Source organism: Pseudoalteromonas sp. SG44-8, from assembly GCF_014164125.1.
In the GTDB taxonomy this organism is placed as follows: Bacteria; Pseudomonadota; Gammaproteobacteria; order Enterobacterales; family Alteromonadaceae; genus Pseudoalteromonas; species Pseudoalteromonas rhizosphaerae.
Map to the genome: position 1 here is coordinate 52,240 of NZ_JACJEQ010000003.1, position 24,666 is coordinate 76,905.

Annotated in this window: 25 protein-coding genes; 7 read left to right on the forward strand and 18 right to left on the reverse strand. The window is 40.9% G+C overall.

Annotated elements, in window-relative coordinates; translation table 11 throughout:
• Positions 1–34: 34 nt before the first annotated feature.
• From clpB to rluD, 3 genes are all read right to left on the reverse strand, one after another.
• On the reverse strand, positions 35–2,611 hold the full coding sequence (gene clpB, locus H5163_RS03825) for an ATP-dependent chaperone ClpB (RefSeq protein WP_149980795.1): 2,577 nt from the start codon (positions 2,609–2,611) through the stop codon (positions 35–37).
• A 97-nt stretch (positions 2,612–2,708) separates the two neighbouring features.
• Complete coding sequence (gene pgeF, locus H5163_RS03830) at positions 2,709–3,434, reverse strand: peptidoglycan editing factor PgeF (protein WP_182734399.1); 726 nt, start codon at positions 3,432–3,434, stop codon at positions 2,709–2,711.
• A 9-nt stretch (positions 3,435–3,443) separates the two neighbouring features.
• Positions 3,444–4,421, reverse strand: coding sequence for a 23S rRNA pseudouridine(1911/1915/1917) synthase RluD (rluD, locus tag H5163_RS03835; RefSeq protein WP_182734401.1), 978 nt, complete (start codon positions 4,419–4,421; stop codon positions 3,444–3,446).
• Positions 4,422–4,562: 141 nt separating this feature from the next.
• Here rluD and H5163_RS03840 point away from each other — a divergent pair, with 141 nt between their 5' ends.
• On the forward strand, positions 4,563–5,324 hold the full coding sequence (locus H5163_RS03840; protein WP_145237224.1) for an outer membrane protein assembly factor BamD: 762 nt from the start codon (positions 4,563–4,565) through the stop codon (positions 5,322–5,324).
• 82 nt (positions 5,325–5,406) lie between these two features.
• Here the strand turns inward: H5163_RS03840 and glnB are convergent, their stop codons facing one another.
• Positions 5,407–5,745, reverse strand: a complete 339-nt coding sequence (gene glnB / locus H5163_RS03845) for a nitrogen regulatory protein P-II (RefSeq protein ID WP_145237227.1) — start codon at positions 5,743–5,745, stop codon at positions 5,407–5,409.
• Between the two features lie 195 nt (positions 5,746–5,940).
• Between glnB and H5163_RS03850 the strand changes: the two genes are divergently transcribed.
• Both H5163_RS03850 and H5163_RS03855 read left to right on the forward strand, forming a co-directional pair.
• Positions 5,941–6,486 carry a GspH/FimT family pseudopilin gene (locus H5163_RS03850; protein ID WP_149980933.1) on the forward strand — a complete coding sequence of 182 codons (546 nt, stop codon included), beginning with the start codon at positions 5,941–5,943 and terminating at the stop codon, positions 6,484–6,486.
• Between the two features lie 116 nt (positions 6,487–6,602).
• Positions 6,603–7,094 carry a GspH/FimT family pseudopilin gene (locus H5163_RS03855; protein ID WP_182731097.1) on the forward strand — a complete coding sequence of 164 codons (492 nt, stop codon included), beginning with the start codon at positions 6,603–6,605 and terminating at the stop codon, positions 7,092–7,094.
• Positions 7,095–7,116: 22 nt separating this feature from the next.
• Here H5163_RS03855 and H5163_RS03860 read toward each other — a convergent pair whose 3' ends face one another.
• From H5163_RS03860 to murJ, 13 genes are all read right to left on the reverse strand, one after another.
• A complete protein-coding gene (locus H5163_RS03860; protein ID WP_259399780.1) occupies positions 7,117–7,539 on the reverse strand; it encodes a type IV pilin protein in 423 nt (140 codons plus the stop codon).
• A complete protein-coding gene (locus tag H5163_RS03865; RefSeq protein WP_182734405.1) occupies positions 7,523–10,747 on the reverse strand; it encodes a PilC/PilY family type IV pilus protein in 3,225 nt (1,074 codons plus the stop codon). Before H5163_RS03865 ends, H5163_RS03860 begins: the two co-directional genes overlap by 17 nt.
• A 10-nt stretch (positions 10,748–10,757) precedes the next feature.
• Positions 10,758–11,240, reverse strand: coding sequence for a pilus assembly protein PilX (locus tag H5163_RS03870; RefSeq protein ID WP_145237244.1), 483 nt, complete (start codon positions 11,238–11,240; stop codon positions 10,758–10,760).
• Positions 11,228–12,217, reverse strand: coding sequence for a PilW family protein (locus H5163_RS03875; RefSeq protein ID WP_145237247.1), 990 nt, complete (start codon positions 12,215–12,217; stop codon positions 11,228–11,230). The genes H5163_RS03870 and H5163_RS03875 overlap by 13 nt, the downstream gene beginning before the upstream one ends.
• A 1-nt stretch (position 12,218) precedes the next feature.
• A complete protein-coding gene (pilV, locus tag H5163_RS03880) occupies positions 12,219–12,779 on the reverse strand; it encodes a type IV pilus modification protein PilV (protein WP_145237250.1) in 561 nt (186 codons plus the stop codon).
• Between the two features lie 133 nt (positions 12,780–12,912).
• Positions 12,913–13,614, reverse strand: coding sequence for a LytTR family DNA-binding domain-containing protein (locus H5163_RS03885; protein ID WP_145237253.1), 702 nt, complete (start codon positions 13,612–13,614; stop codon positions 12,913–12,915).
• Positions 13,611–14,651 (reverse strand): sensor histidine kinase, encoded by a 1,041-nt coding sequence (locus tag H5163_RS03890; RefSeq protein WP_182734406.1) that lies wholly within the window; start codon positions 14,649–14,651, stop codon positions 13,611–13,613. Before H5163_RS03890 ends, H5163_RS03885 begins: the two co-directional genes overlap by 4 nt.
• Positions 14,652–14,689: 38 nt before the next feature.
• Positions 14,690–15,619: a 4-hydroxy-3-methylbut-2-enyl diphosphate reductase gene (ispH, locus tag H5163_RS03895; RefSeq protein WP_182734408.1), complete on the reverse strand. Its 930-nt coding sequence runs from the start codon at positions 15,617–15,619 to the stop codon at positions 14,690–14,692.
• Complete coding sequence (gene fkpB / locus H5163_RS03900) at positions 15,619–16,059, reverse strand: FKBP-type peptidyl-prolyl cis-trans isomerase (RefSeq protein WP_145237262.1); 441 nt, start codon at positions 16,057–16,059, stop codon at positions 15,619–15,621. Before fkpB ends, ispH begins: the two co-directional genes overlap by 1 nt.
• A complete protein-coding gene (gene lspA, locus H5163_RS03905) occupies positions 16,056–16,556 on the reverse strand; it encodes a signal peptidase II (protein WP_145237265.1) in 501 nt (166 codons plus the stop codon). Before lspA ends, fkpB begins: the two co-directional genes overlap by 4 nt.
• Positions 16,557–16,565: 9 nt before the next feature.
• The gene (gene ileS, locus H5163_RS03910; RefSeq protein ID WP_145237269.1) at positions 16,566–19,394 is read right to left on the reverse strand and encodes an isoleucine--tRNA ligase; all 2,829 of its coding nucleotides are present in this window, start codon (positions 19,392–19,394) and stop codon (positions 16,566–16,568) included.
• A gap of 25 nt (positions 19,395–19,419) precedes the next feature.
• Positions 19,420–20,346 (reverse strand): bifunctional riboflavin kinase/FAD synthetase, encoded by a 927-nt coding sequence (gene ribF / locus H5163_RS03915; RefSeq protein ID WP_145237272.1) that lies wholly within the window; start codon positions 20,344–20,346, stop codon positions 19,420–19,422.
• Between the two features lie 109 nt (positions 20,347–20,455).
• Positions 20,456–21,994 (reverse strand): murein biosynthesis integral membrane protein MurJ, encoded by a 1,539-nt coding sequence (murJ, locus tag H5163_RS03920; protein WP_392352530.1) that lies wholly within the window; start codon positions 21,992–21,994, stop codon positions 20,456–20,458.
• Between the two features lie 297 nt (positions 21,995–22,291).
• Between murJ and rpsT the strand changes: the two genes are divergently transcribed.
• A complete protein-coding gene (gene rpsT, locus H5163_RS03925; RefSeq protein WP_145237275.1) occupies positions 22,292–22,552 on the forward strand; it encodes a 30S ribosomal protein S20 in 261 nt (86 codons plus the stop codon).
• Between the two features lie 92 nt (positions 22,553–22,644).
• On the opposite strand, the gene H5163_RS03930 is transcribed toward rpsT, so the two are convergent.
• Positions 22,645–23,028: a response regulator gene (locus H5163_RS03930; protein WP_145237278.1), complete on the reverse strand. Its 384-nt coding sequence runs from the start codon at positions 23,026–23,028 to the stop codon at positions 22,645–22,647.
• 109 nt (positions 23,029–23,137) lie between these two features.
• Here H5163_RS03930 and H5163_RS03935 point away from each other — a divergent pair, with 109 nt between their 5' ends.
• The 3 genes from H5163_RS03935 to smrA all read left to right on the forward strand — a co-directional run bounded on the left by H5163_RS03935 (position 23,138) and on the right by smrA (position 24,645).
• Complete coding sequence (locus H5163_RS03935) at positions 23,138–23,587, forward strand: hypothetical protein (RefSeq protein ID WP_145237281.1); 450 nt, start codon at positions 23,138–23,140, stop codon at positions 23,585–23,587.
• Between the two features lie 99 nt (positions 23,588–23,686).
• Entirely contained in the window at positions 23,687–23,932 is a 246-nt protein-coding gene (locus H5163_RS21235) for a hypothetical protein (RefSeq protein WP_145237284.1), read from the forward strand.
• A gap of 134 nt (positions 23,933–24,066) precedes the next feature.
• Entirely contained in the window at positions 24,067–24,645 is a 579-nt protein-coding gene (smrA, locus tag H5163_RS03940) for a DNA endonuclease SmrA (RefSeq protein ID WP_182734410.1), read from the forward strand.
• The last annotated feature ends 21 nt before the right edge of the window (positions 24,646–24,666 follow it).

A 24,666-nucleotide genomic window follows, 5' to 3' on the forward strand; every position in this document is an offset into this window, starting at 1 on the left:
GCATATTCACTGGCCTTAAAACTCAGTTAATCAGTTAGCGTGATGAGAACACTAAACCATTTTCGTCAGCATCAATTACTATCATGTCACCACTTTGATATTCACCTGCGAGTAACTTCTGCGATAATGGGTTTTCAATGGTATGTTGAATAGCCCGTTTGAGTGGTCGTGCACCATAAACCGGGTCAAAACCACTGGCTGCAATTCGATCAAGAGCTGCATCACTTATTTGTAACAAGTAACCCATTCCTGTTAGGCGCTCACGTAACTTGCTTAACTGAATATCTGCAATCTCTTTGATATGTTCATTAGCAAGTGGGTGGAATACTACGGTTTCATCAATACGGTTAATAAATTCAGGTCTAAACTCATTAACCAAAACCCCCATCACTTTTTCTTTTAACGCTGCATAATCGTTGTTACCGGTTTGCTCTTGAATAATATCTGAGCCTAAATTTGAGGTCATGATGATCACCGTATTTTTAAAATCAACAGTACGACCTTGGCCATCCGTTAAACGACCATCATCTAACACTTGCAGCAGAATATTAAATACATCAGGATGTGCCTTTTCGATTTCATCAAGCAAAATTACAGAATATGGACGACGACGAACAGCTTCTGTTAAGTAGCCACCTTCTTCATAACCAACATAGCCCGGAGGCGCGCCAACTAAGCGAGCAACTGAGTGCTTTTCCATAAACTCAGACATATCAATTCGCACCATCGCGCTTTCAGTATCAAACATATATCCAGCTAACGCTTTAGTCAGCTCAGTTTTACCGACCCCGGTTGGGCCTAAAAATAAAAACGAACCGATTGGCCTATTTGGATCTGCAAGCCCTGCCCGTGAACGACGAATCGCATTCGCCACTGCCACTACCGCTTCGTCTTGACCGATCACTTTATGGTGTAAATGTTCTTCCATTTGCAGCAGTTTTTCACGCTCACCTTGAAGCATGCGCGATACAGGAATACCAGTCCAACGTGAAAGTATCTCAGCAATTTCATCTTCACCCACTTGGTTTTTAAGTAAGCTCATTTCTTGCATTTCAGCTTGTGAAGCTAAGTCGAGTTTACGTTCCAATTCTGGAATGCGGCCGTATTGCAGCTCTGACATACGTTGTAGATCAGTGGCACGGCGGGCAACATCTAAGTCTAATCGCGCTTGTTCAAGTTCAGCCTTAATTACTTGAGTACCTTGCAAAGAGGCTTTCTCAGCTGTCCATACTTCATCAAGTTCACGGTACTGGGCTTCAAGATCGGTGATCAGCTCCTGCATCTCAGAACGACGCTTTTGGCTGGCGTCATCTTTCTCTTTAGCAAGTGCATTATCTTCGAGTTTTAGCTGGATGATACGGCGCTCTAATTTATCTAATGATTCTGGTTTTGAATCGATTTGTAGGCGAATAGACGAACCCGCTTCATCAATTAAATCAATGGCTTTATCCGGTAGCTGGCGATCGCTAATGTAGCGGTGCGATAAATGCGCTGCGGCAACAATGGCTGGATCGGTAATTTCAACACAGTGATGTAACTCGTAACGCTCTTTCAAGCCTCGAAGAATCGCTATGGTATCTTCTACTGATGGTTCTTCAACAAGCACCTTTTGAAAACGACGTTCTAAAGCGGCATCTTTTTCAATATATTTACGATACTCATCAAGGGTTGTAGCACCGACACAATGCAGTTCACCTCGAGCCAATGCAGGTTTGAGCATATTACCCGCATCCATTGCACCATCAGATTTACCGGCGCCCACCATAGTATGAATTTCGTCAATAAACAAAATCACTTGGCCTTCTTCTTTAGCCAATTCATTAAGCACTGACTTTAAACGTTCTTCAAACTCACCACGGTATTTTGCACCGGCCACCAAGGCTCCTAAATCAAGCGATAACACACGTTTGTTTTTCAAGCCTTCAGGCACTTCGCCATTAATAATACGCTGCGCGAGCCCTTCAGCTATAGCGGTTTTACCGACACCGGGTTCGCCAATCAACACGGGGTTATTTTTAGTACGCCGTTGTAATACTTGGATCGTGCGGCGAATTTCATCATCGCGGCCAATAACAGGATCAAGTTTACCCTGCTCTGCACGCTCAGTTAAATCGATAGTAAACTTTTTCAGCGCTTGACGGGTATCTTCGGCATTCGGATCATCAACTTTTTGACCACCGCGAATAGCTTGTATTGCTGCTTCTATTTTAGTGCTGGTCATATTTAAAGCGCGGAAGATATCACCCAATGGCCCTTTATCATCACACGCTGCTAATACAAATAACTCACTGGAGATGTATTTATCTTTACGCTTTTGCGCGTACTTATCGCATAAGTTGATCAGTGAAACCATGTTATTTGACAACTGCACGTCGCCGCCAACACCTTCCACTTTAAATAGCTTTTCTATCTCTTGTGATAACTTGGTATTAAGTTCATCGGCACTCACACTGGCTTGGGCTAATAACGCACGCACACTTGAGCCACTTTGCTGCAAGAGTGAATACATTAAATGTACTGGTTCAATAAATTGATGATCACGACCAAGCGCTAATGACTGAGCGTCAGAGAGCGCAGATTGAAATTTACTGGTAAATCGATCTAAACGCATAAGGGGTTACCTATTAAAAAAACTAATTACTTAATTAATGGGTATGCTCGGCACTTTGATCAAGGCTTAGGAGAAAATATACTCACTGAATAGACTATTACTTGCGCCAGATCAAAGAAGCCATACGGCCTGTTTGACCATCTCGACGGTATGAGAAGAATTGTTCGCTATTGCTAACTGTACAGTACTCACCACCACTAATATTTCTTATGCCTAGATTAATAAGCTGTGTGGTTGCGAGCAGATAAATATCCGCTAAATATTTACCATCCGCCTGCGCCACAAATGCAGTGTGATGAGATGCTGATTGTTTACAGAAAAGCGCTTTTACTTCACTGCCAACCTCAAACTTTGCAGCACCTATGGCAGGACCTAACCACGCTATAATTTGTTCTGCAGGGCTGCTAAAGTGACGCAAAGTATTAGCGATAATACCCGCATGCAAACCGCGCCAGCCACCATGAATAGCAGCCACCTCATCACCACTTTCACTGGTAAGTAAAACCGGCAAGCAATCTGCTGTCATAATTGCCAGTGGTTGATTTTTTAATCGGGTATACAGCGCATCCGCATCATAATTAGCCTGTGGGTCAAAATACTCATCCACAACAACGACTTCACTGCTATGGATCTGATTAAGCCACACAGGTGCTTTAGGAAGCTGAGCAGCTAAAAGTGCGCGATTCGTTAATACCGCTTGCTGATCATCGCCCACATGTAGGCCTAAGTTTAAACTCATAAAAGGCGCATGCGATACACCGCCCTGACGAGTTGTACTGAGAGCCCCTACATTGGTTGGCGCTGTCCAATTAGGATAAAGCATTAAAGCAGCTTAAAAATCGATATTTGGATTAGCTTTGGTGTCTTCACGAAGTACGTGCGTCATGGCAACCATGTCATCAGGAATTGGCGCCTGCCAAGTCATCATTTCACCCGTAATTGGGTGTGCGATACTTAGCTTTACCGCGTGCAATGCTTGACGATTAAATTCACGTAACATTTGGAACAATTCAGGTGTTGCGCCTTTTGGTGGACGTGGACGACCGCCATAGGCTTTATCACCAATCAATGGATGATTAATAAATGCCATATGCACACGAATTTGGTGAGTTCGGCCAGTTTCTAAACGAAGACGTAATCGCGTATGCGCACGGAATTTTTCAGCAACACGAAAATGCGTAATTGCTGGTTTACCCTGCTCATGCACAGCCATGTGTGTACGCTGCGTAGGATGGCGACCAATTGGTTTTTCAACCATACCACCTGCGGTCATGGTGCCATTACAAATTGCTTCATATTCACGCGTGAAGTTTTCACGCTTCTGTAATGCTTTAACTAAATGTGTTTGCGCCTGAATTGTTTTAGCTACCACCATCAAACCGGTAGTATCTTTATCTAGACGATGCACAATACCTGCGCGCGGAACATTAATGATATCTGGATAATGATGCAACAATGCATTGAGCACTGTGCCATCAGGATTACCTGCACCAGGGTGCACAACTAAACCCATAGGTTTGTTGATAACCAAAATATCATCATCTTCATAAACGATGTTTAATTTGATATCTTGCGCTAAGTATTCACGTGGGGCTTCAATGCTAGTTTCAACATTGACTGTTTCACCACCAAAGAGTTTCTCTCTCGGGGTGTTTAAAATTTCACCATTCACGGTGATTTTATCATCCAAAATCCACGTTTTTATACGTGAACGTGAATAATCAGGGAACAATTGTGCCAATACTTGGTCTAGACGTTTACCGCCTAACTCAGTTGGCACCTCGGCTTGAAGAGAAATTTGCTCTGACATTAGTAACTTTACCCAATTTACCAGTGCAAGCTGTGCTCGACTGGGTTAGAATCGCTTTTAATAAAAGCATTATATAATAAGCATAGTTTACTCGGTTTTACCCACTTGGCCTAGCCGAAGACATCGAAGGTAACAAATAAAATGATAAATAGAATAGGGAAACGTGCATTCGCCATTGTTTTTACAGTTTCATTACTTGGTTTAGGTGCCTGTTCGTCAGCACCTGATGCAGAAGATATCCAACGCGTTCCTAATAAATCAGCGCAAGCGTTGTATGATGATGCCAAACAAACACTTGATTCAGGCTTGTACGCGCGTGCAATTGAGCTTTTGAGTGCGATTGATTCACGCTATCCATTTGGGCCCATGTCAAAACAAGTGCAAATGGATTTAGTCTACGCCCATTATCAAGCGGGTAATACTGAACAAGCGCTTGCAACAATTGACCGTTTTATTCGCCTAAATCCAAACCACAAAGATTTAGACTATATGTACTACATGCGTGGTTTAGTAAATATTAAAGCCGATAAAAACGCATTCCAAGAGTATTTTGGTGTTGATAGAGCCGACCGTGATGCTAATCGAACCCGTGTTGCCTTTACTGATTTATCAACCTTAGTCAATCGCTTCCCTGATAGTAGCTATGCCCCTGAAGCAAAAAGACGTTTAGTTTGGTTACTCAACAAAATGGCACGTTACGAGTTGAAAGTTGCTGATTACTACTATGAACGTGAAGCTTACTTAGCAGCAGCAAATCGCGGTAAATACGTCGTAGAGCATTATTCTCAAAGTAGTTATTTAAATGAAGCACTGGAAATGATGGAAAAAAGCTACAACAAGCTTGGTTTACCAGAATTAAGTAAACACGCCAAAATGACCCGAGAGTTAAATAAAAAGAAATAAATTAACATATACAAAAAAGGCGCTACTGATTGTTTATAAGTAGCGCCTTTTTTATGTCTGACTTTTAATCTCAGATAATAAATTAGATCGCGTCTTCATCTTCTTCAGCAGTACGAATACGAACTACACGCTCAACGTCAGTGACGAAAATCTTACCATCGCCAATTTTACCTGTTTGTGCTGTTTTAACGATCACTTCAATAGCACGGTCAACATCGTCATCACCAAGGACAATATCAAGCTTTACTTTTGGTAAAAAATCAACCATGTATTCAGCGCCACGATAAAGCTCAGTATGTCCTTTTTGACGGCCAAAACCTTTCACTTCACTGACGGTCATGCCAGTAATACCGACATCAGACAACGCTTCACGAACATCATCAAGTTTAAATGGTTTAATTATTGCTTCAATTTTCTTCATTATTAGTCGCTACTCTTATATTGCCAATTGAATCGATTTTAGACAATCCTGCACTTCATAGCAAACAAAGCAATTGAATTACGGTGATTTAATCGTCAGCAATGGTATGATTATATCAATTGGAACAATTATGTTTAAAATAAGTTCTTCAAAGTGCGCTGATTTACTCAGCGCACTCCAGTACCAGAGGTGAACATGAACAAACAACAACATGGCTTTACATTACTTGAGGTGATGGTCACCCTTGCGATAGTCGGAATTTTAGCCTCAATCGCTTTTTGGAATAGTAGCGACATGCTTGAAAATAACCGAGCTGAAAATTATTTGCTGGAGTTAAAACGTAACATCAACTTTGCTCGCGCAAAAGCCACGAGTACCGATTCATTGATCGTTGTGTGCAGTGGTAATACAACCAGAATAGAAAATGACAAAAAAGTGACCTGCTTAGATAGTTGGAATGACGGCTCTATAATCGTCTTTTATGATAGTAATAGTAATGGCGATCATAACCCACGCAGAGGAGACCGAATTCTCAGAGTTATGGAAGAAGTCCCTGACAATAATCAATTAACATTTTCAGGTGATAATTCATTGATATTTGATGCAAGTGGTCGTATTACCTCTAACCCAGGCACATTCATCTACTGTCCAAATAAAGATAACAAAAACAATAAAGCACTGACAATCAGCCAATCTGGTACGGCATTTTATAACGGAGATACGAGCGGCACCTGTGATTAAATTTCGCTCTATATTTGCATCTGATTTAGGGTCAACTAAGCTTAATCTACTTGTCATAATTGAGAACTTCAAGGATGAAGGATATAAACAACGGAGCAAAGCGACTAGGAACCACGTTGATTGAAACTATGGTAGTGTTAAGCATTATGTCAATAATGTGCCACTTAGTTTTATTTAATTATCAGCCATTACTCATAAATATCCGCCTTGACAACCATATCGCAAAAGTAAATCGAGCTATTGGCTTATCCCGTTTAAGCGCAGTATCTTATGGCGCAAACGTAACATTTTGCGCCCTTAAAAATAATCAATGCCATAGCGATAATTGGCACAAAGAACTTACTGTGTTTACTGATACTAACAAGGTGGGTAAATTTGATGGTAAAGATAAGGTTCTATTTTACATTGAACCAACACACTCTGAAGATATGCTCACCTACCCTAGGCCATTTATTACTTTTCGATATAACGGCACACCCATGGGCTTTCATAACGGTACATTTATATATTGTCCTAAGTATAAACAAGCAAGCCACAAAGGGCTTGCTATATCTATAAGCTATACTGGCAGAACGAAGATTAAAAATACCTCAAAATGCCAAGAGTAACCAAAAATAAAGCCATTACAAACTATTTACCCCAGCACATTGCAGAATTCGCTTTCGGTGTTGCGGTTTTTAGTCCTGCATCATCAATAACAAAGGTCTTACAGTCATCATCTTTTAATGGAGGACCAGCAACTGGAGTTGCTGTAAAGCTAAATGTCCCTGCATCGTTATCGACTTCAACCTCAATAGTATAAAAACCATGCTCAGTTGGTGTCGTTACACCAATATTTGCTAAATCATTTGTATATTCTCGATTATCAACAAAGAACTGCTCTTGCCGATTAGCCGCATCAAGTAATGACGTGATTGCTTCTGTGCGAGCAGTCCGTTTAACATGTTCAAAATAGCTTGGTAGAGCAATTGATGCAATAATGCCTAATATTGCTACAGTGATCATGAGCTCAATTAATGTAAACCCTTGCTGCATGTTATTTTTGGTTGTCATTATTCTCTCGCTTATAGATAAAGGTTTGTTGAGTTTTAAAACCAAAGCCAATGGGCACCGCATCACTCACAAGCTTAATTTTGCCATCTTCATCAAACGTAATGCCTGGCCCTAGGATCTCTTTTGGTATAAATGGGTTTTTCGCACTAAATTCATCTTCAGTCGCTTTAGTTTGCTTTACTCCTGGTCCTAGTAATAAAAACTGGCTTTGTTCATTACATGCTTTACCATCACTGTCGCAAACTTCTGAGGTGCCAAAATAAAGTTGTGGTGTATCTGGTACATCATTGCTCGTGACATAACGCAATTGGTTATATACCTTGCTTCCGTAGTGCAAGTGAAATGCATATAAACCGCCACTTCCTCCACTTAAAGAACATTGGTTAATCGTGGCATCTGCTGAAGCTGGTGTGAAACTTGTAAAATAAGCAACTCCTCCAACTACAGTTGCAGCTGCGAGCGACTTTTCACCACTGCGAGGAAGATCATAATACCAACCGCTTTTTTTACTAAGCTTCACTTCCTCTTCTGTAAACTGCTCAATATCATCTAGCGCATTTGCAAAAGGATCACTATTTACATTCATTAAATCACTAGGCGTAATAGTCTCAGGAATGTCATCTCCTATAAATGACATGGTCACAGTATTAATATCACGGATCATATACAATTGATCTTGTACCGTTGTTAGTGTTGGCTTTGGTCTATTACCACTACCAATTAATATTGCGTCAAATGGGGTATCCTCGCGGATTATACTTGTTTGATTATTGCTTGTGGTACTGGTTACCTTGCTAAACATTGTACGTGCTACGGTCGCCTTATAAAAAAAGCGCCTATCTTGACTAGAAATTGCTCCCCCCAATTTAGCAAGTTCGAAATGGGTCCAAGGGTTTTTACTGTCGGTCGGGTTTGCACTTGGCATATCTACACGCCAAATACTACCCGCAGTATCTGTTGCATATAAGCGATCTATAAAACCGTCATAATCTGAATCAAGTATCGAAACTGTTGCTGCAATACTATGTTTTCCTTTAAAGCCTGTTTTAGGCGTTAATTCCCAAACCAAGCTACCGTCTGATGCATTGACGATATATATACCGCGCCCTTTCGTATCATTACTGAGTGATACATTGTCTTTATTAGTATCAAAACCAGCACCAAAAATTAACACTGGCTCTTTCTTTCCCTTAATATATGACACAGTTGGAGCAGACCAAGTTTGTGCTAACTCTTTATAAACTCCACTGCCACCTTGAATTGTCCACATTAATTTTGGTACATCTGGATTAGTAATATCTAATGCATAATATTGGTTACCACCACGTCGCATACCGAAGAATGCCCACACGCGATCACCAGCTTCAACAACACCATCACGATCAGCATCATCAAAAAATACAGTAATTGGGCCGTCAACACCGTACACTTTGGTGTCTGCTTGATTATTACGTAATGGAGTTAAAATTTTATATAAACTACTTGGAATAAATGACCATGTTTCGCTAACATCCTTACCTTTATCGTGGAACATATGCAGAAAACCAGCATTAGTACCAATCAATATGCGAATGTCACCACTACCATAATCAATCGTAACTGGCTTTGAGTGTAATGGATCACCAAATATATCTTTTCGTTGATCACGCCGAGAGCTATCTTTATCTTCATCATCAACATCTACCCCTCTAGCCCATTCAATAGTTGAACCAACACTATTGATATCTGTGCCAAAGCTAGTAGCAACCTTAGCAAGACTACCGAATGCGGTTTGCAACGTTGAGCTTTGAAACTCAATCAATCCTCCTTTAGGGGAATCTGTATAAACAGTTCGCTCTGCTAAATTGGTAAGGTGTAAATTGACACCACCACTTTCTACCGAATTACCATCAGGTGGAGTGTTCTCGGGTAACCAAAATGTCGATGCGGTTGACTTAATCAACCCATCGTCGTTCAGTGCAGGGGTCGAATTGGCATCAACTATTTCAGTTCCTGACACTTTTAATTTTTTCAAATTACCACGCCAGCGAGCGCCGGTTTCAGGGTAAAACATAGCGTAATATATAGATTCTCGACTACGAGTTTGATCAACATTATTACTAGCTATGGAAGGTGAAGTAAAAGTATCGTTTACTTCACGGATATTGGTAATGAATTTTTTAAATGCATCAGCTAATTGCTCTGCAGTATCTGCATATTCGTATTGACCACCACCGAGTGTAGCGGTTTCCTCTAGTAGTTTTTTACCAGAGCTACTCATCCCCGATCCAAAGCCCACGGTATATACACGGCCGGTTTCGTGAATATCGGGAGTTTGAGGATACAAATCAACAACGACCTCTTCGATGTTAGCCTTTTTATTCGCGTCTACACCATGAATTACTTTCGCTAACTGATGTAAGTAGTTACTGTAGATGTAATCATTATTATTTAAATAACGACCGAAATATGACTTATATGCTTCACTTATCGCACCGTCACTATTATTATCACTTCCAGCAGATGGATCACCGTCCGTCATATAAATTATATTTACTGAGTTATCACAGCGCTTAGCTTCCTCTACACTATCTGCAAAAGGTGAAATATACGTGTAACTAAAATTATCTACCCATACATTTTTACAAACCCAAACCCAATGCCGACCTTTACGCTCCCAGTCACACTCTTCTACTTGTTTTCTATCATTAACCTTATTTTCAACACTAGTATCCCGATTTGACTCACTAACTTGCTCGCCATAGTGCAAACCTTTCCCTGTTATATACAAATATGCTTCCCAAAGAGTTTCAGCTAATGGAGTACCACCATCGGCGGGTAGGTTATCTATTGATGCTTTTATAGCATTATGTGAGCTACCAATACCATTCAATATATAACCGCCATCAGTACTGTTATAGCGCATAAGCCCAAAATCGATGTCAGGGTTACCGGTGATCAACTCAGTCATAGCATCTTTAGCCACTCCAAGTCGACTGTCATTACATACCTTCCAGCCACCATTATTATATTGACCACAATCTTTACCTGTTTTGGATGAAAACGCCATACTGCCAGAGGTATCAAAAATCAATAAAACTCGCGCTCTTTCGTCTATTTCTACATTATGGTTTACATATAATTCAATATCTTCCGCATAGCATTGCATACTTAAAAGTACCGCGATACTAAGTGAAATATTCATAACTAACTTTTTAAACTTGATCATATTTACTCACTTAACCGCCAGTATTTAAGCTTGCCATTTCCTGAGCAATGCCTGATGTTACTGTTATAGTATGTCTGCTTTTTGAGCCAAACGTAATGGTACTGTTTACCTGCACCATATTGCACGAAATGCCCGCTGTAAAATTAAACTTTCGAGGACATGGTAAGTCTAGTGCACCATTATTTAAATTACTCATCGTACTTGTTGTATCATCTATCTGAGGCAGTTCAAGCGTGCCATTTGGTATTTGAGCTCGAGTATATAGAAAATGACTTGTGCCGCCCTTGTTAGCCTCACCTGCAATCAATTGTTGTACGTTACCCATTAATAAATTTTCAGCTTCTTCTCGCTCAAATGCAGCATTAGTAATTTTTATATCTACACTACTACTGCTCATAAGTGTCACCGCAATGCCAGTGACAGCGACCACCATAATCAAAGCAACGACCAACACAATTCCTTGCTGTTTGGCAGCTGGTTTTAAATACGCCATAAGTTAGCCCCCACATTATTTAAGCGAATAGTTGTTGTAAATAAAGCTCGACGAAACCTGTCATTAAACCTAAGCACTCGTTGACCTGCATCCTCACCTAAAGTATACGTTTGATTGAGCTGATTTAAGTCTGCATATTCTTGTAATGACCGCACCAGTATAAAAACTTGTACGGTTAATATTCCTCGGCGGTTTTCCCAATCTGTTGCTGTCATCATTCCTACGCTTCGATAAGCATCCACACGGCCGTCATTATTTGTATCTAGCCCAAATAAAAAACGCATGTTTTCAACACCTTCCATAATAGTCTCAGTAATCATTTGGTCTTTTCTGGCGCTAAGTCGGCGTCGCATTAGTACCGGCACATTGATATTTTGTCCATTGACTTGATAAGTTTGTTCATCAATGTAATAAACGTGGTGACGATAACGCCAAATCGTTGCATTGCCGTTTATAGTCCCAGCAGCTATTGGGCCTTTGCGAAATTCAGCTCGCTCTTGCTCAGCTATAAAGTAATAATTACTTGAACTGGTATCAGCAGGATCAATTTGCAGACCCTCTAGAAATTTCACCTGTAAGATATCTGTTGTATCGTTTGAATCTGTAATACAGTTCAACTGCGCGCCTCCAGTTGATTCAAGTGCAAATACCGAACGAAAATTACTATTTGCATTATTAACGGGGAAACTACCGTTATTAAGTCCAGAAAAACAATCACCAGTAGGGTTGGTTAGAGTTGTGGTATTTTCTTTCGAAAATGAATCTTCGTAGAATGTCCCCCAAAAACCGATTTGCTCTATATCGCGCTGCATAATATTTAATGCTAAACGACCCGTTTCTTGTAATTCACCAATTACCATAGTATCTCTGGTCGTTACTTTCATACTTATGTAAGTAAACATAACTCCGCCGAGCACTAAACCACCAATAAAAAGTGCGATCATCATTTCGACTAAAGTGAAACCTCGCTGCTTCATGCTAGCTCCTTGAATAAACATAGCTTTTTAGTACCATAACGCGGCGGGTATTACTTTCTTCGCCACATGTTATTTTTTTTGTCTCAGCATTAGCAGTGATCTCTTGACGTCCCCGCCAACTTACCACGACTTGAATATTAAACCCTCTGCCACCATTACCTGCCGCTACAGTATTTTCTATACACACAGTGGCGTCATCGAGCGCGCCAGTATTTTCACGGGCTTGTATGGCACGGATCCATTGTTGACGATCTAGAGCAGCTATTTGAGCTGAGCTACATGTATCGGTGTAACATGTTCGAGACTGTTCTAGTGCTGTGTTACTGGTGAATGTGCCATTATACTGAGTGATTGACGCAACTCGGTCATTTGCTCGTATCCGTTGAATAATGTCATTACCTAAAGCAACTGCTGCTGCTCGTTGCATAGAGTCGAAGCTGGCTTGTTTTGCTTTTGCTTGTAATGCGACCGCACCGAGTAGGCCAAAGCTTAAAATCACAAACGCAATTAAAACCTCTATTAACGTAAAACCATGTTGCGATGTATGCTTGATGGACCTCATATTACACCCAATATAAAACTACCTGATTATAAGGATATGCTAATAATATGTAGATACAAGATGGGTTAGGATGAACGGTTATATTTGTTGATGAATGGTTAACTATGCATTTTTGCTGCAAAATTTAATGTGCTTAAAGATGCTCTTTTACTGTTTTATAAGCGCGTCTACTTACTGGTAATAAACAACTGCAACCTTCTAATAAAACCACATGACTGCCATCTTCAGCTTTTTTTAGAGCGATTAGCCGGGACAGATTAATCACTATCTTGCGGTGAATTCGTAATAACTGTGTAGGATAATCCTGCTCGAGTTGTTTTAAGCTTTGATCAAGCAATGCCTCACCGTTAGTAAAAACTAAACGCGTGTATTTCTCTTCAGCTATAATATAACAAACATCCTCTAATGCCACACTGCGTGTCACCCCCGCAAGCTGATAACTGATTGCCGCTGGACGTTGCTTTTGTAGATGGGCGCGTGTTAAACGACCTAGTTGATCTATTGTTTTTGCTAGATTTTGCTCCGTCACAGGTTTTACTAAATAACCCGCGGCACTGAGTTGCAAAGCTTCTAAGGCATGCTCAGGATGAGCGGTGACGAAAATAATAGCCGGAGGGACAGACAACTTGTTCAATTGTGTTGCAACTTCTAAACCGCTCATAGCAGGCATATCAACATCCAGAAATACAATATCAGGAGCCTGCAGCTTCACTTGTTGCAAAGCCTCGTTGCCATTACTTGCTTGTGCTGCATGGTTATAGTCTGGGTAATGAGCAAGTAATCGCTGTAAGCGAGCACGTGCTAGTGGCTCATCATCAACTATGAGTACCTTCATGCTTGCTCCTTGGCATTATTAATAGCCAGAGGCAGTACTAACTTTACCCGAAAAATATCACCTCGTGTTGTCATTGTCAGCTTTGCATGACCTTGATAATAAAGATCTAACCGCTGGCGAATATTATTCAGTGCCATGCCATTTCCTGAGCGTTTTTGCTGCTGCGACGAGATTGGGTTTTCAACTAAAATGACTAACGAGCGTTTACTAATATGTAACTCGACATAAATTATAGCGCCAGTCAATGAAGGCTCAACACCGTGACAAACAGCATTCTCTAGCAGTGGTTGTAATGTTAAGCACGGAATAGTTATCTCTGGCAATTGCTCCGGTAATTGCCAGTTAACTTGTAAACGATCAGCAAACCGCCAACTTTCAAGCGCAATATATTGCTGAGTCAGTGCGATTTCATCACTTAGTGCAGTCTCTTTCCCCACTCGCATTGCCGCTTGAGATAATGCCGCGAGCGCTAAAATCGCTTGCTCTGCAGCTTGAGGATCATAATGTGTAAGCTCCGCTGCGGTATTGAGGCTATTGTATAAAAAATGCGGACGAATACGTGCCTGTAAGGCATCTAGCTCTGCGCGAGCCAACGCATTAGTTTGCTGGTCTTTTTCAAAATGAATAGTTAAAAATTGAATAAATAATGCGGTGACTAAAAAAGCGACTAATAAGTTTCTTAAAATAAACTGATAAGTATGTTGTTGTGCAATAAAGTCGCCTCCATAGGTCACTAACAATCCGCTGAAAACCGCCGTTGTAAGTAGTAATGAAGCCATTAAAGCACTTAATTGCCAAGGCTGACTCAAGTGTGCAAGTGGTTTACGCAGTAAGTAAAGCCAAGTTAGACTAGACAAAAATGTGAGATGTAAAAACAGGCTGATCCCGCCGAGGCGGATCCAAATATCATCCGCAGTTGCAGGAGCGAACGCTAGTATAGTGGCGATAACTTGCGCAACGACTAAAGTAGCAAGTACGCCGCGTTCTTTAAACAGCGCCGCAAAAAGCAAAGTATTGGTTTGCACCGACTTGCTCATTGCGCGCTCCTTAAAAATGTCCTGTCAGTACGCTAAGGTTAGCGTAGCTCAACGGGTACAGCAAATACGATATTCTCTACTTCGCCTGGGTTTTCAATAACCTGTTTACCGCCTAGTTCTTTAAGGCGGTTAATCACTTGTTGTACAAGCACTTCAGGCGCTGATGCACCCGCGGTAACACCAACCGCATTGACATTAGCAAACCATTGATCTTCAACATTACTGGCGTCATCAATTAAGTAAGCAACAGTACCCATTTTATCAGCAAGTTCACGTAACCGATTTGAATTTGAGCTATTTTTAGCACCAACAACTAATAACACATCTACTTTATCAGCTAAGTCACGTACCGCATCTTGGCGATTTTGTGTGGCGTAACAAATATCGTCTTTACGTGGGCCATCAATCGCTGGAAACTTACTTCTTAAGCCATCTATAACATCTGCGGTATCATCTACCGATAATGTAGTTTGGCTACAATAAAATAAGTTATTTGGATTTTTCACGTTTAGTTTGGCAACATCTTCAGGCGTTTCAACTAAATAAATACCACCTTTAGCGTTATCGTATTGTCCCATGGTGCCTTCAACTTCAGGGTGACCATGATGACCAATTAAAATACACTCGATACCTTTACGACTAGCGCGGGTCACTTCCATATGCACTTTAGTGACCAATGGACATGTTGCATCAAATACTTTTAAATCTCGACGCTTAGCTTCACTGCGTACAGCTTGTGACACGCCATGGGCACTAAAAATAACAATGCTGTCGTCTGGCACTTGGTCCAATTCTTCAACAAACACCGCACCACGTTTTTTTAAACCATCTACCACGTAGCGGTTATGGACAACTTCATGGCGCACATAGATCGGTTTTTCAAAGATATCTAACGCACGTTCAACGATACTAATCGCGCGGTCGACTCCCGCACAAAAACCGCGCGGATTTGCCAATAAAATTTCCATTACCCGTTCACCTCTAAAATATCAACTTCAAAAGTTAAACGTTGACCTGCAAGCGGATGATTAAAATCGATGGTCACAGACTCACCCTGCACTTCACGAACAACTCCTGGTAATTCGGTACCATCAGGTTGAGTAAACGCAATAATAGAACCAATTTTTGCCGGCGTTTCTGGGCCAAACTTACTACGGTCTACATAGTAAATATTATCTGGGTTTGGTTGACCAAAAGCATCTTCAGGCTCAAGTTCAAATGACTTGCTGTCACCAGACGCTAAACCAAATAAGCATTTTTCAAAGTTAGCCGTTAGACTACCATCACCCATCGTTAATTTTGCAGGCTTATTATGCACTTTGGTTGAATCTGCCGCAGAGCCATCCGATAGCTTAATTGAGAAATGAAAAATAACCTCTGATTTTTCACCTATAACTGCTTGGCTCATGCTTTTTGCTCCTTAGGACTTTCGCCAGTAAAGGCATCAAATAATAATAATGCGGCACCAATACAAATCGCACTGTCGGCAATATTGAACGCAGGGAAATTCCAGCTTTCATAATAAAAGTGTAGAAAGTCAATCACATAACCATGGCTGATACGGTCATATAAGTTGCCAATTGCGCCCGCTAATACTAACGAATAAGCACTGCATAAAATTTTATTAGTGGCAGGTAAACGTTTTAGCCACCAGATCAATAATACGCTGATTGAAATAGCGATAACGCTTAAAAACCAACGTTGCCAACCACCCGCTTCACTTAAAAAACTAAAAGCTGCGCCATAGTTATGCACATAGGTTAAATTGAAAAATGGCAATATATCAATTGATTCGCGTAAATTCATGGTTTTAACAACCAGTGTTTTACTGGCAAAGTCTGCTACTAAAAGTAGCAAACTTAACCAAAGCCACACTAAACCACTTTTTTGGGCTAGTTTGCTCACTTCCTACTCCTATGCGAATTGGCGTGTTTCGCCTTCGCCATCTACATTGCTAACACAACGACCACAAATTTCTGGATGCGCAGGATTTGCACCTACATCATCACAGTAATGCCAACAACGTTCGCACTTTTGTGCATCAGTAGCTGATACGCTGATGTATAAGCCTTCAATTTCAGTTGTTTGAGTTGCATCTGGTTGTGTATCAACAGCTGTAACAGTAACGTTAGATGTTAAGAATACAAAGCGAAGCTCATCACCCAAAGCTGCTAATTTAGCTGCAAGCTCTGCATTGGCAAAAATATTCACATTAGCTTGGAGTGTCGCACCGATCACGTCTTCTTTACGTGCACCTTCTAACACACGGTTTACTTCATCACGCACAGTAAGAATCGTTAACCAATCGTCATTACTAAACTGGCCTTCGCCAACCGCTTTTAAGCCATCATACCAAACTGAAGTAAACACATATTGGTCACGTTCACCTGGCAGTGCTTGCCAAATCTCTTGTGCGGTAAAGCTCATGATTGGCGCCATCCAGCGAGTCATAGCTTCGGCAATATGATATAGAGCTGTTTGACATGAACGACGGGCATGACTATCACTTTTCGCTGTGTATTGACGGTCTTTGATCACATCTAAATAGAATGAACCAAGCTCACCAGTACAGAAATTCATTAGCTTTTGCGTTACTTGGAGCATTTGGTAACTTTCGTAAGCCGCCAAAATTTCATCTTGTAATTGCGCCGCACGGCCAACAATCCAACGATCAAGTTCAACCATGTCATCAATAGCTACTTGGTCAGTTTTAGGATCAAAACCACTTAAGTTAGCGAGTAAGTAACGGCTAGTGTTACGAATACGACGGTAGCGATCCGCAGAACGGTTGAAGATTTCATCTGATACGGTCATTTCTGCAGTGTAATCAGTTGAAGCAACCCACAAGCGTAAAATATCTGCACCGAGTTTATTCATCACATTCTGTGGTGAAATAACGTTACCTAGCGATTTTGACATCTTACGGCCGTTTTCATCAACAGTGAAACCGTGAGTTAGCACTTGACGATATGGTGCATGACCATTAATTGCCACTGACGTCATCATTGATGACATAAACCAACCGCGGTGTTGATCTGAGCCTTCTAAGTATAAATCAGCTGGACCAACTAAATCTTCGCGAGCATCAACCACACAGGCGTGCGTTACACCAGAATCAAACCATACATCTAATGTATCTTGCACTTTCATGTATTGCTGAGCATCAGCTTCACCAAGTAAAGTTGCAGGCTCTAAGTCATACCATGCTTGAATACCGGATTTTTCAACCAGCAGGGCTGCTTTTTCAATCAAAGCTTGAGTATCAGGATGAAGAGCACCGGTGTCTTTATCAACAAACAGTGCAATTGGAACACCCCAGGTACGTTGACGCGAAATACACCAATCCGGGCGACCTTCAACCATGTTTGCTATGCGGCTTTCGCCCCATTCTGGCAACCACTGAGTGTTTTTAATCTCTTTTAATGAATCTTGGCGCAAATTAGCTTGATCCATACTAATGAACCACTGCGGCGTTGCACGGAAAATAATTGGCGTTTTATGACGCCAGCAATGCGGGTAACTGTGCGTTAAGGCATGGTGATGCATAAGCGCATTACGCTCAGTCAGCACATCAACTACACTCGCATTGGCTTTGAATACATGTTGACCTGCAAAAAGCTCAGTGTCAGGTAAATAAACACCATTTGCACCAACCGGGTTAGCCACCTCTAAGCCGTATTGTAGACCTGCCACGAAATCTTCTTGACCGTGGCCAGGTGCTGTATGCACGATACCCGTACCAGAATCAGTAGTAACATGATCGGCCACAATCACTGGTACATTAAAATCATAAAATGGATGCGCCACTTGTAAATTTTCAAGTGCTGAACCCGTTACATAACCTAATACGTGAAAGTGCTTAAAGCCGTAGCGATCCATTGCATCTTTAACTAGCTCTGACCCTATAATCAAACGCTGCTGCGCGCCTTCATCATCAACTTGCACTAAGGCATATTCTAGTTCAGCATGTACGGCAACCGCACGGTTAGCTGGCAGTGTCCATGGTGTAGTTGTCCAGATCACTGTACTGACTGTACCTTTACCTTCATGATCGGCTTTTAAATCAAAGGCACTAACAACGGCCGCTTGATCAACAAACTCAAAACGCACATCAATCGCTGGTGATTGCTTATCTTGATATTCAACCTCAGCCTCGGCCAAAGCAGAACCACAATCAGTACACCAATGCACAGGCTTTGCGCCTTTGTGTAAATGGCCTTTTTCGATGATACGTCCAAGCACACGAATTGCGTTTGCTTCGAAGTCAAAATTCATGGTTAAGTAAGGCTTATCCCAATCAGCAAATACGCCTAAACGTTTAAAATCAACTTTTTGGCCTTCAACTTGTTTTTTAGCGTATTCACGACATTTCTCACGGAATTCTGCAGCCGTGACTTTCACGCCTGGCTTACCCACTTTTTTCTCTACCATTAATTCAATCGGTAGACCATGGCAATCCCAACCAGGTACGTAAGGCGCATCAAAATCAGATAAGGTTTTTGATTTAACAATAATATCTTTTAGAATTTTATTTACTGAATGACCTAAATGGATATCGCCGTTCGCATACGGAGGGCCGTCATGCAAAATAAAGGTTTTTTTACCTTTCTTAGCGTTGCGAATTTGACCGTACAGGTCGTCTTCATACCATGTCTTAAGCATTTTTGGCTCACGTTGTGCCAAATTGCCGCGCATTGGAAACGTCGTTTCCGGTAAATTCAAAGTATGCTTGTAGTCGCTCATTAATCCTAGTTTCCGTATCGGCTACCTAATTTAAACCAAAACACTGTTTAGCGGCAGCAACATCAGTTGCTATTTGTGCCGTCAATTGTGTTAATGTCTCGAATTTTTTCTCATCGCGAAGCTTTTTAATTAACTCCACGTGCATAAACTGTCCATAAATATCTTGCGCAAAGTCGAACAGATGAACTTCTAATAATGCGCGTGTTCCATTAAATGTGGGTTTGTTGCCAATATTTGCAACCCCATACACTGTTTTATCGTTTAACGTTACTTGTACCGCAAACACCCCATTTACAGGGCATACTTGCCGCTTTAACGCAATATTTGCAGTTCTAAAACCTAATTCACGACCGCGTTTCCAGCCATGGATCACTCGCCCTGATATTGCGTAATCATGACCTAGCATCGCTTTGGCTTGCGCTAACTGACCTTCAGCTAATGCTTGGCGGATCAAGGTGCTGCTTACTCTAGCATTTAATTGCCGAAAACTCGCGGTGCTTTTTACATCCATATGAGCCGCGAGGCCCATTTTTTTTAGTAAATTAAAGTCACCTTGGCGTCTTTTACCAAAGCGAAAATCATCACCTACGGTTAGCGCTTTGACACCCAACTTGTTGATCAGTATTTCTGTCACAAATTGCTCAGCTTGCATATTGGCAAATTGCTGATTAAAACTAATACAAATTACCCGTTCAACGCCTAACTTTGCTAACAGACCTAGCTTATCGCGTAACCGCGTTAATCGAGCTGGCGCATTATCTCTGGCAAAAAACTCTTGTGGCTGAGGCTCAAATAACATTACCGTACTCGGTAAGTTATATTTTTTAGCGTCATTGAGTAATCCATTGAGTACTTCACCATGACCTAAGTGCACACCATCAAAATTACCAATGGTCAACACACAACCATAATGCTGTGTGCGAATATTGTGGATACCTCTAATTAACTCCATGCCACCTAATGCCTTTGTAAGCGTTATGTACCGAGTAAAATTTCACTTGGGTTACAGAATCACCGATTATACCCAAACCACCTCAAGATGCGAGTTTCAGTTGATTTTTTTAGTCTGATTGAGCACTAACAACGTTTTTTATGGTATTTAGTCTTACCCCGAGTAAAAACAACACTAAAAAGTACACCCCCCCTGCCAGAGCGAGTAAACCTATCAATAAAACAACTTGCTCACTAAAATGCCACTGACGCCATAAAAACTGTGTCGCAGCGTACCAAACTACAGCCCCCATCAATAAGGCGGCGAGCAAACATTTGCAGGTAAACAATAAACTAAAACGCGAAAACTGATAAACCTGCTCTTTGCTTAATTGACGATAAAGCAGGTACGCATTACAACTGGCCGACATTGAAGTCGCAAGCGCCAATCCTAAGTAACCTATAAACGGTGCTAACATAATATTAAAGACCATGTTCAACACCAGCGTAATAATGCCAATACGCACCGGAGTTTTAGTGTCTTGACGTGCATAAAATCCCGGCGCTAAAACTTTGATCAACATAAAACTGACAAGCCCAACAGAGTAAGCCATCACCCCTAAACTCACGGCCTGAACATGATCGACATCACCTTGACTAAACGCGCCATGATCAAATAATACAGAGATGATTAACGGGCTAATGATCATCAAACCAATCATCGCAGGTAAGCCTAAAAAGATCACAAACCGCACTCCCCAGTCTAAGGTGTGCTGAAAATCGCTGCTTTTTTCGCTGCTATGTAATTTAGATAGCGCAGGTAAAATAACCGTCGCGATGCCAATGCCAAATAACCCCAGTGGAAATTCGATTAGGCGGTCAGAATAATATAACCAAGCAATTGACCCTGTCATTAGCAATGACGCTATCATGGTATCAAGCAGTAGATTAATTTGACTAATAGATACCCCAAACAACGCCGGTAACATTAACTTACGGACTTTTTTTACATTTTCGTCCTGCCAGGCCCAACGTGGTTTACTGAGCATTTTCGCTCGGTACAGAAACGGCAATTGAAACAATAACTGCACCACTCCACCGACAAACACACCAATAGCTAGCGAATAAGCACCAACCGAGAATTTATCGTGTAATAAGATTGCACAGGCAATAATCGAAATATTCAACAGCACTGGCGTAAAGGCCGCAACAGCAAAACGATTATAAACATTCATCACCGCGCCACTTAGTGCAACAAGACTTACAAAAAATAAATAGGGGAACGTTAGCTTAAGTAAGCTACTGGCTAATACAAATTTTTCACCGTCTGGGCCACCTTGCCACCACTCAATAAACCACCCAGTACCAAATAGTGCTGCAATAATTGGCGATGCAATTACACCGATAATAGTTACAACCAGTAAAATAGTACCAAGTGTGCCAGCGGCTTGAGCAACAAACAGCCTGACTTTGTCGTCTCCTTGTTGCTGTTTGATTTCCGACAAAACTGGCACAAATGCTTGCGCAAATGCCCCTTCAGCAAATAAGCGGCGCAAAAAGTTGGGAATACGATTAGCGAATAAAAAAACGTCGGCGGCAGCACCTGCGCCAAGTAAATTTGCGACAACAGCATCTCGCACTAATCCTAAAACACGCGATATCATTGTCATTGCACTTACAATCATACCGGAACGAAATAATCCTTTTGCCACACTAAACCTGCTTTAAAACCAACGATAAAACCAATTATGCCACAGTCTTTTTTATAAATCGCTCTAAAGCACTAGGCTGAACTCACCGCCTTTGTTACAATAGCGGTATTAACTGTGCTAGAGCGGCAAATTGATGTTCGTTATATAGGAGCAGTTTTTCTTGGTATGTCAAATTTTTATTGACATTCACGATTAAAAAAGGCATATTCCACGGCCTTTAAATTAAGCTTATTTTAAGATTGTTAGGAGCAAACCTTGGCTAACATCAAGTCTGCAAAAAAACGCGCTATCACTAGCGAAAAAAACCGTCAGCATAACGCAAGCCGTCGTTCAATGATGCGTACATACTTCAAAAAAGTAGTTGTTGCTATTGAAGCGGGCGACAAGGAAGCTGCACAGCAAGCTTTCGCAGTTGCTACACCTATTTTAGACCGTTATGCAACTAAAGGTCTAATTCACAAAAACAAAGCAGCTCGTCATAAGAGCCGCATAGCAGCTAAGATCAAAGCGCTATAATTTGTTTTTGCTAGAATATAAAAAACCGGTCTTGACCGGTTTTTTTATATCTATCATTTAACGCTTAAAATTATTTAAACACTGTTGTTGCGTTAAACAACGTCTAATTCTGGATAAAACTTTTTCAACATTGCCGCTATTTTCTTCGGTGTAAATGGTTTTACCACAAATCCTTTAGCCCCTTTATCGATTGCATCTTTAACATTCTCAACCGTTGAGTGAGCCGATACCATAACGACATTAGTTTGTGGGTTTATTTCATTGATCTGCGCGATAATCTCTTTACCATCACCGTCTGGCAACTCAATATCTAAAAAAATAATATTATAATCGGCCGCTTGGCAAGCACTTATACATTGCGCAGCTGTCGACGCTTCTCTAACATTTTCAATACCTAAGTGCATTAATGTTTGATGGAGAAAGCTGCGCACTGTTCCCACATCATCCACTATTAAAATTGAAAGCTGCGTATTCATTGTTGATCCCCGTAGGTTATGAACTAGGTTTAAGTTATTATGCTTAATAACTTTTCTAATTTAATAATCTCATTATAGAGAGCTCTGCTTAAAAGGCCAGATTTGCTTTATGTCAAATAATATAAAAAAACAATCCTTGCTAGGAAAAACGCCTCAACGAAAAAAACCAACGGCACCAACTAACAAGCGAAAAGCGCCTGCTCAGGCAAACGTCACGCAAGCACAAACACAAACTGCTAGTAGTGAATTAACTGAAACAAAAAAAAGCCGCACAGGCATTATTGTAGCGGGTGTTATTGTGTTTGCTATTTTAGTTATCCCCAAACCACAGTTATTAACCTATGAAAAATTAGGATTAGTAACGCAAAGTGTATATTGGCCGGGACTGTTTGGTTATGGCGCCATGTTATTTGACTCAAATTTGCAGCCAAATGCCGATTTAGCGCGTAATAGCCTTTATTTATGTCAAAACAATAAGCAACCAGATACTTGTCAAAAATATCGAGTAACCGAACAAGCCGGCTTTTTTTCTGCATTACAAAAATTAATTTTGGATTAAAAAAACTAATCTGAAAATATAAAATTACTTGGTTGAAAGGTGCGCAAAATATCAACATAATGGCGCTCCTTTTTTCAACACTTGAACAACGATACAACCATGCTAAACGAGCTAGATTGGCTTTTAAATATTATCCTGTTAGCCCTAGGATTAGGGGCGTTTTTTATCAATCAATTAACAATACTGCGTGTAGCGGCGATCAGCGCCTGTGCTTTACTGTTTTTGTCATTTAGCTTGGATTTAATGTCGTCGAGTGTTATTTCAAACATGAGTTTAGTGTTGATAAACACGTTTTACTTGTTCAAGGTTTATACCTTTGGGCAATTAAATGTGCCGCAAAATTAATATCTCTCCCTAGATAATTTTATGTACCCTACCGGGCTTTGCTCGGTAGGGTATTTTTTTGCGCGAATAGAACTTGGGCAGCAAAATGAACTAAGTTAAAATCATCGGCGTATTATGCTACTTTGGGTATCACTATGCCTTTAACTGACTCTGATTTATTTTTAACGTCTATGGAAGACGTTGCTCGCCTAGATCACGATACGATCGAACCATCACAACACTTAACTGGCCCCTCTTTAGCCCAGCAACAAAAACGCAAAGCCGCAGAATTAAATTTAAACATCGATGAAAATTATCTACGTAGTGAATTAGTCGAGCTATTAGAGCCTAATGCACTATTGAGTTATAAAAATGCGGGAGTGCAAGATGCTGTATTTAAAAATCTTCGATTAGCTAAGTATCAGCTTGATGCGACACTTGACTTACATGGCCAAACACTAAAAAACGCACGCCAAGCCTTATTTGAATTTATAACTGATTGCCAAAAAAGTAATATTCGTGTGGTAGTGATCCGCCACGGCACTGGTATCAAAAACAAAAAGACCCCTGGGGTGTTAAAAAGTTATACCAATAAATGGCTACAAGAAATTGACTGCGTATTAGCCTTTCATAGTGCACTTAGGCATCATGGTGGCAGTGGTGCAAGCTATGTGTTAATTAAAAAAAGTGATGAGAAGAAGAGTGAGAACCGGGAGCGTCATAGTAAACGCTAACCCGGCTTCGTTATCAATTGT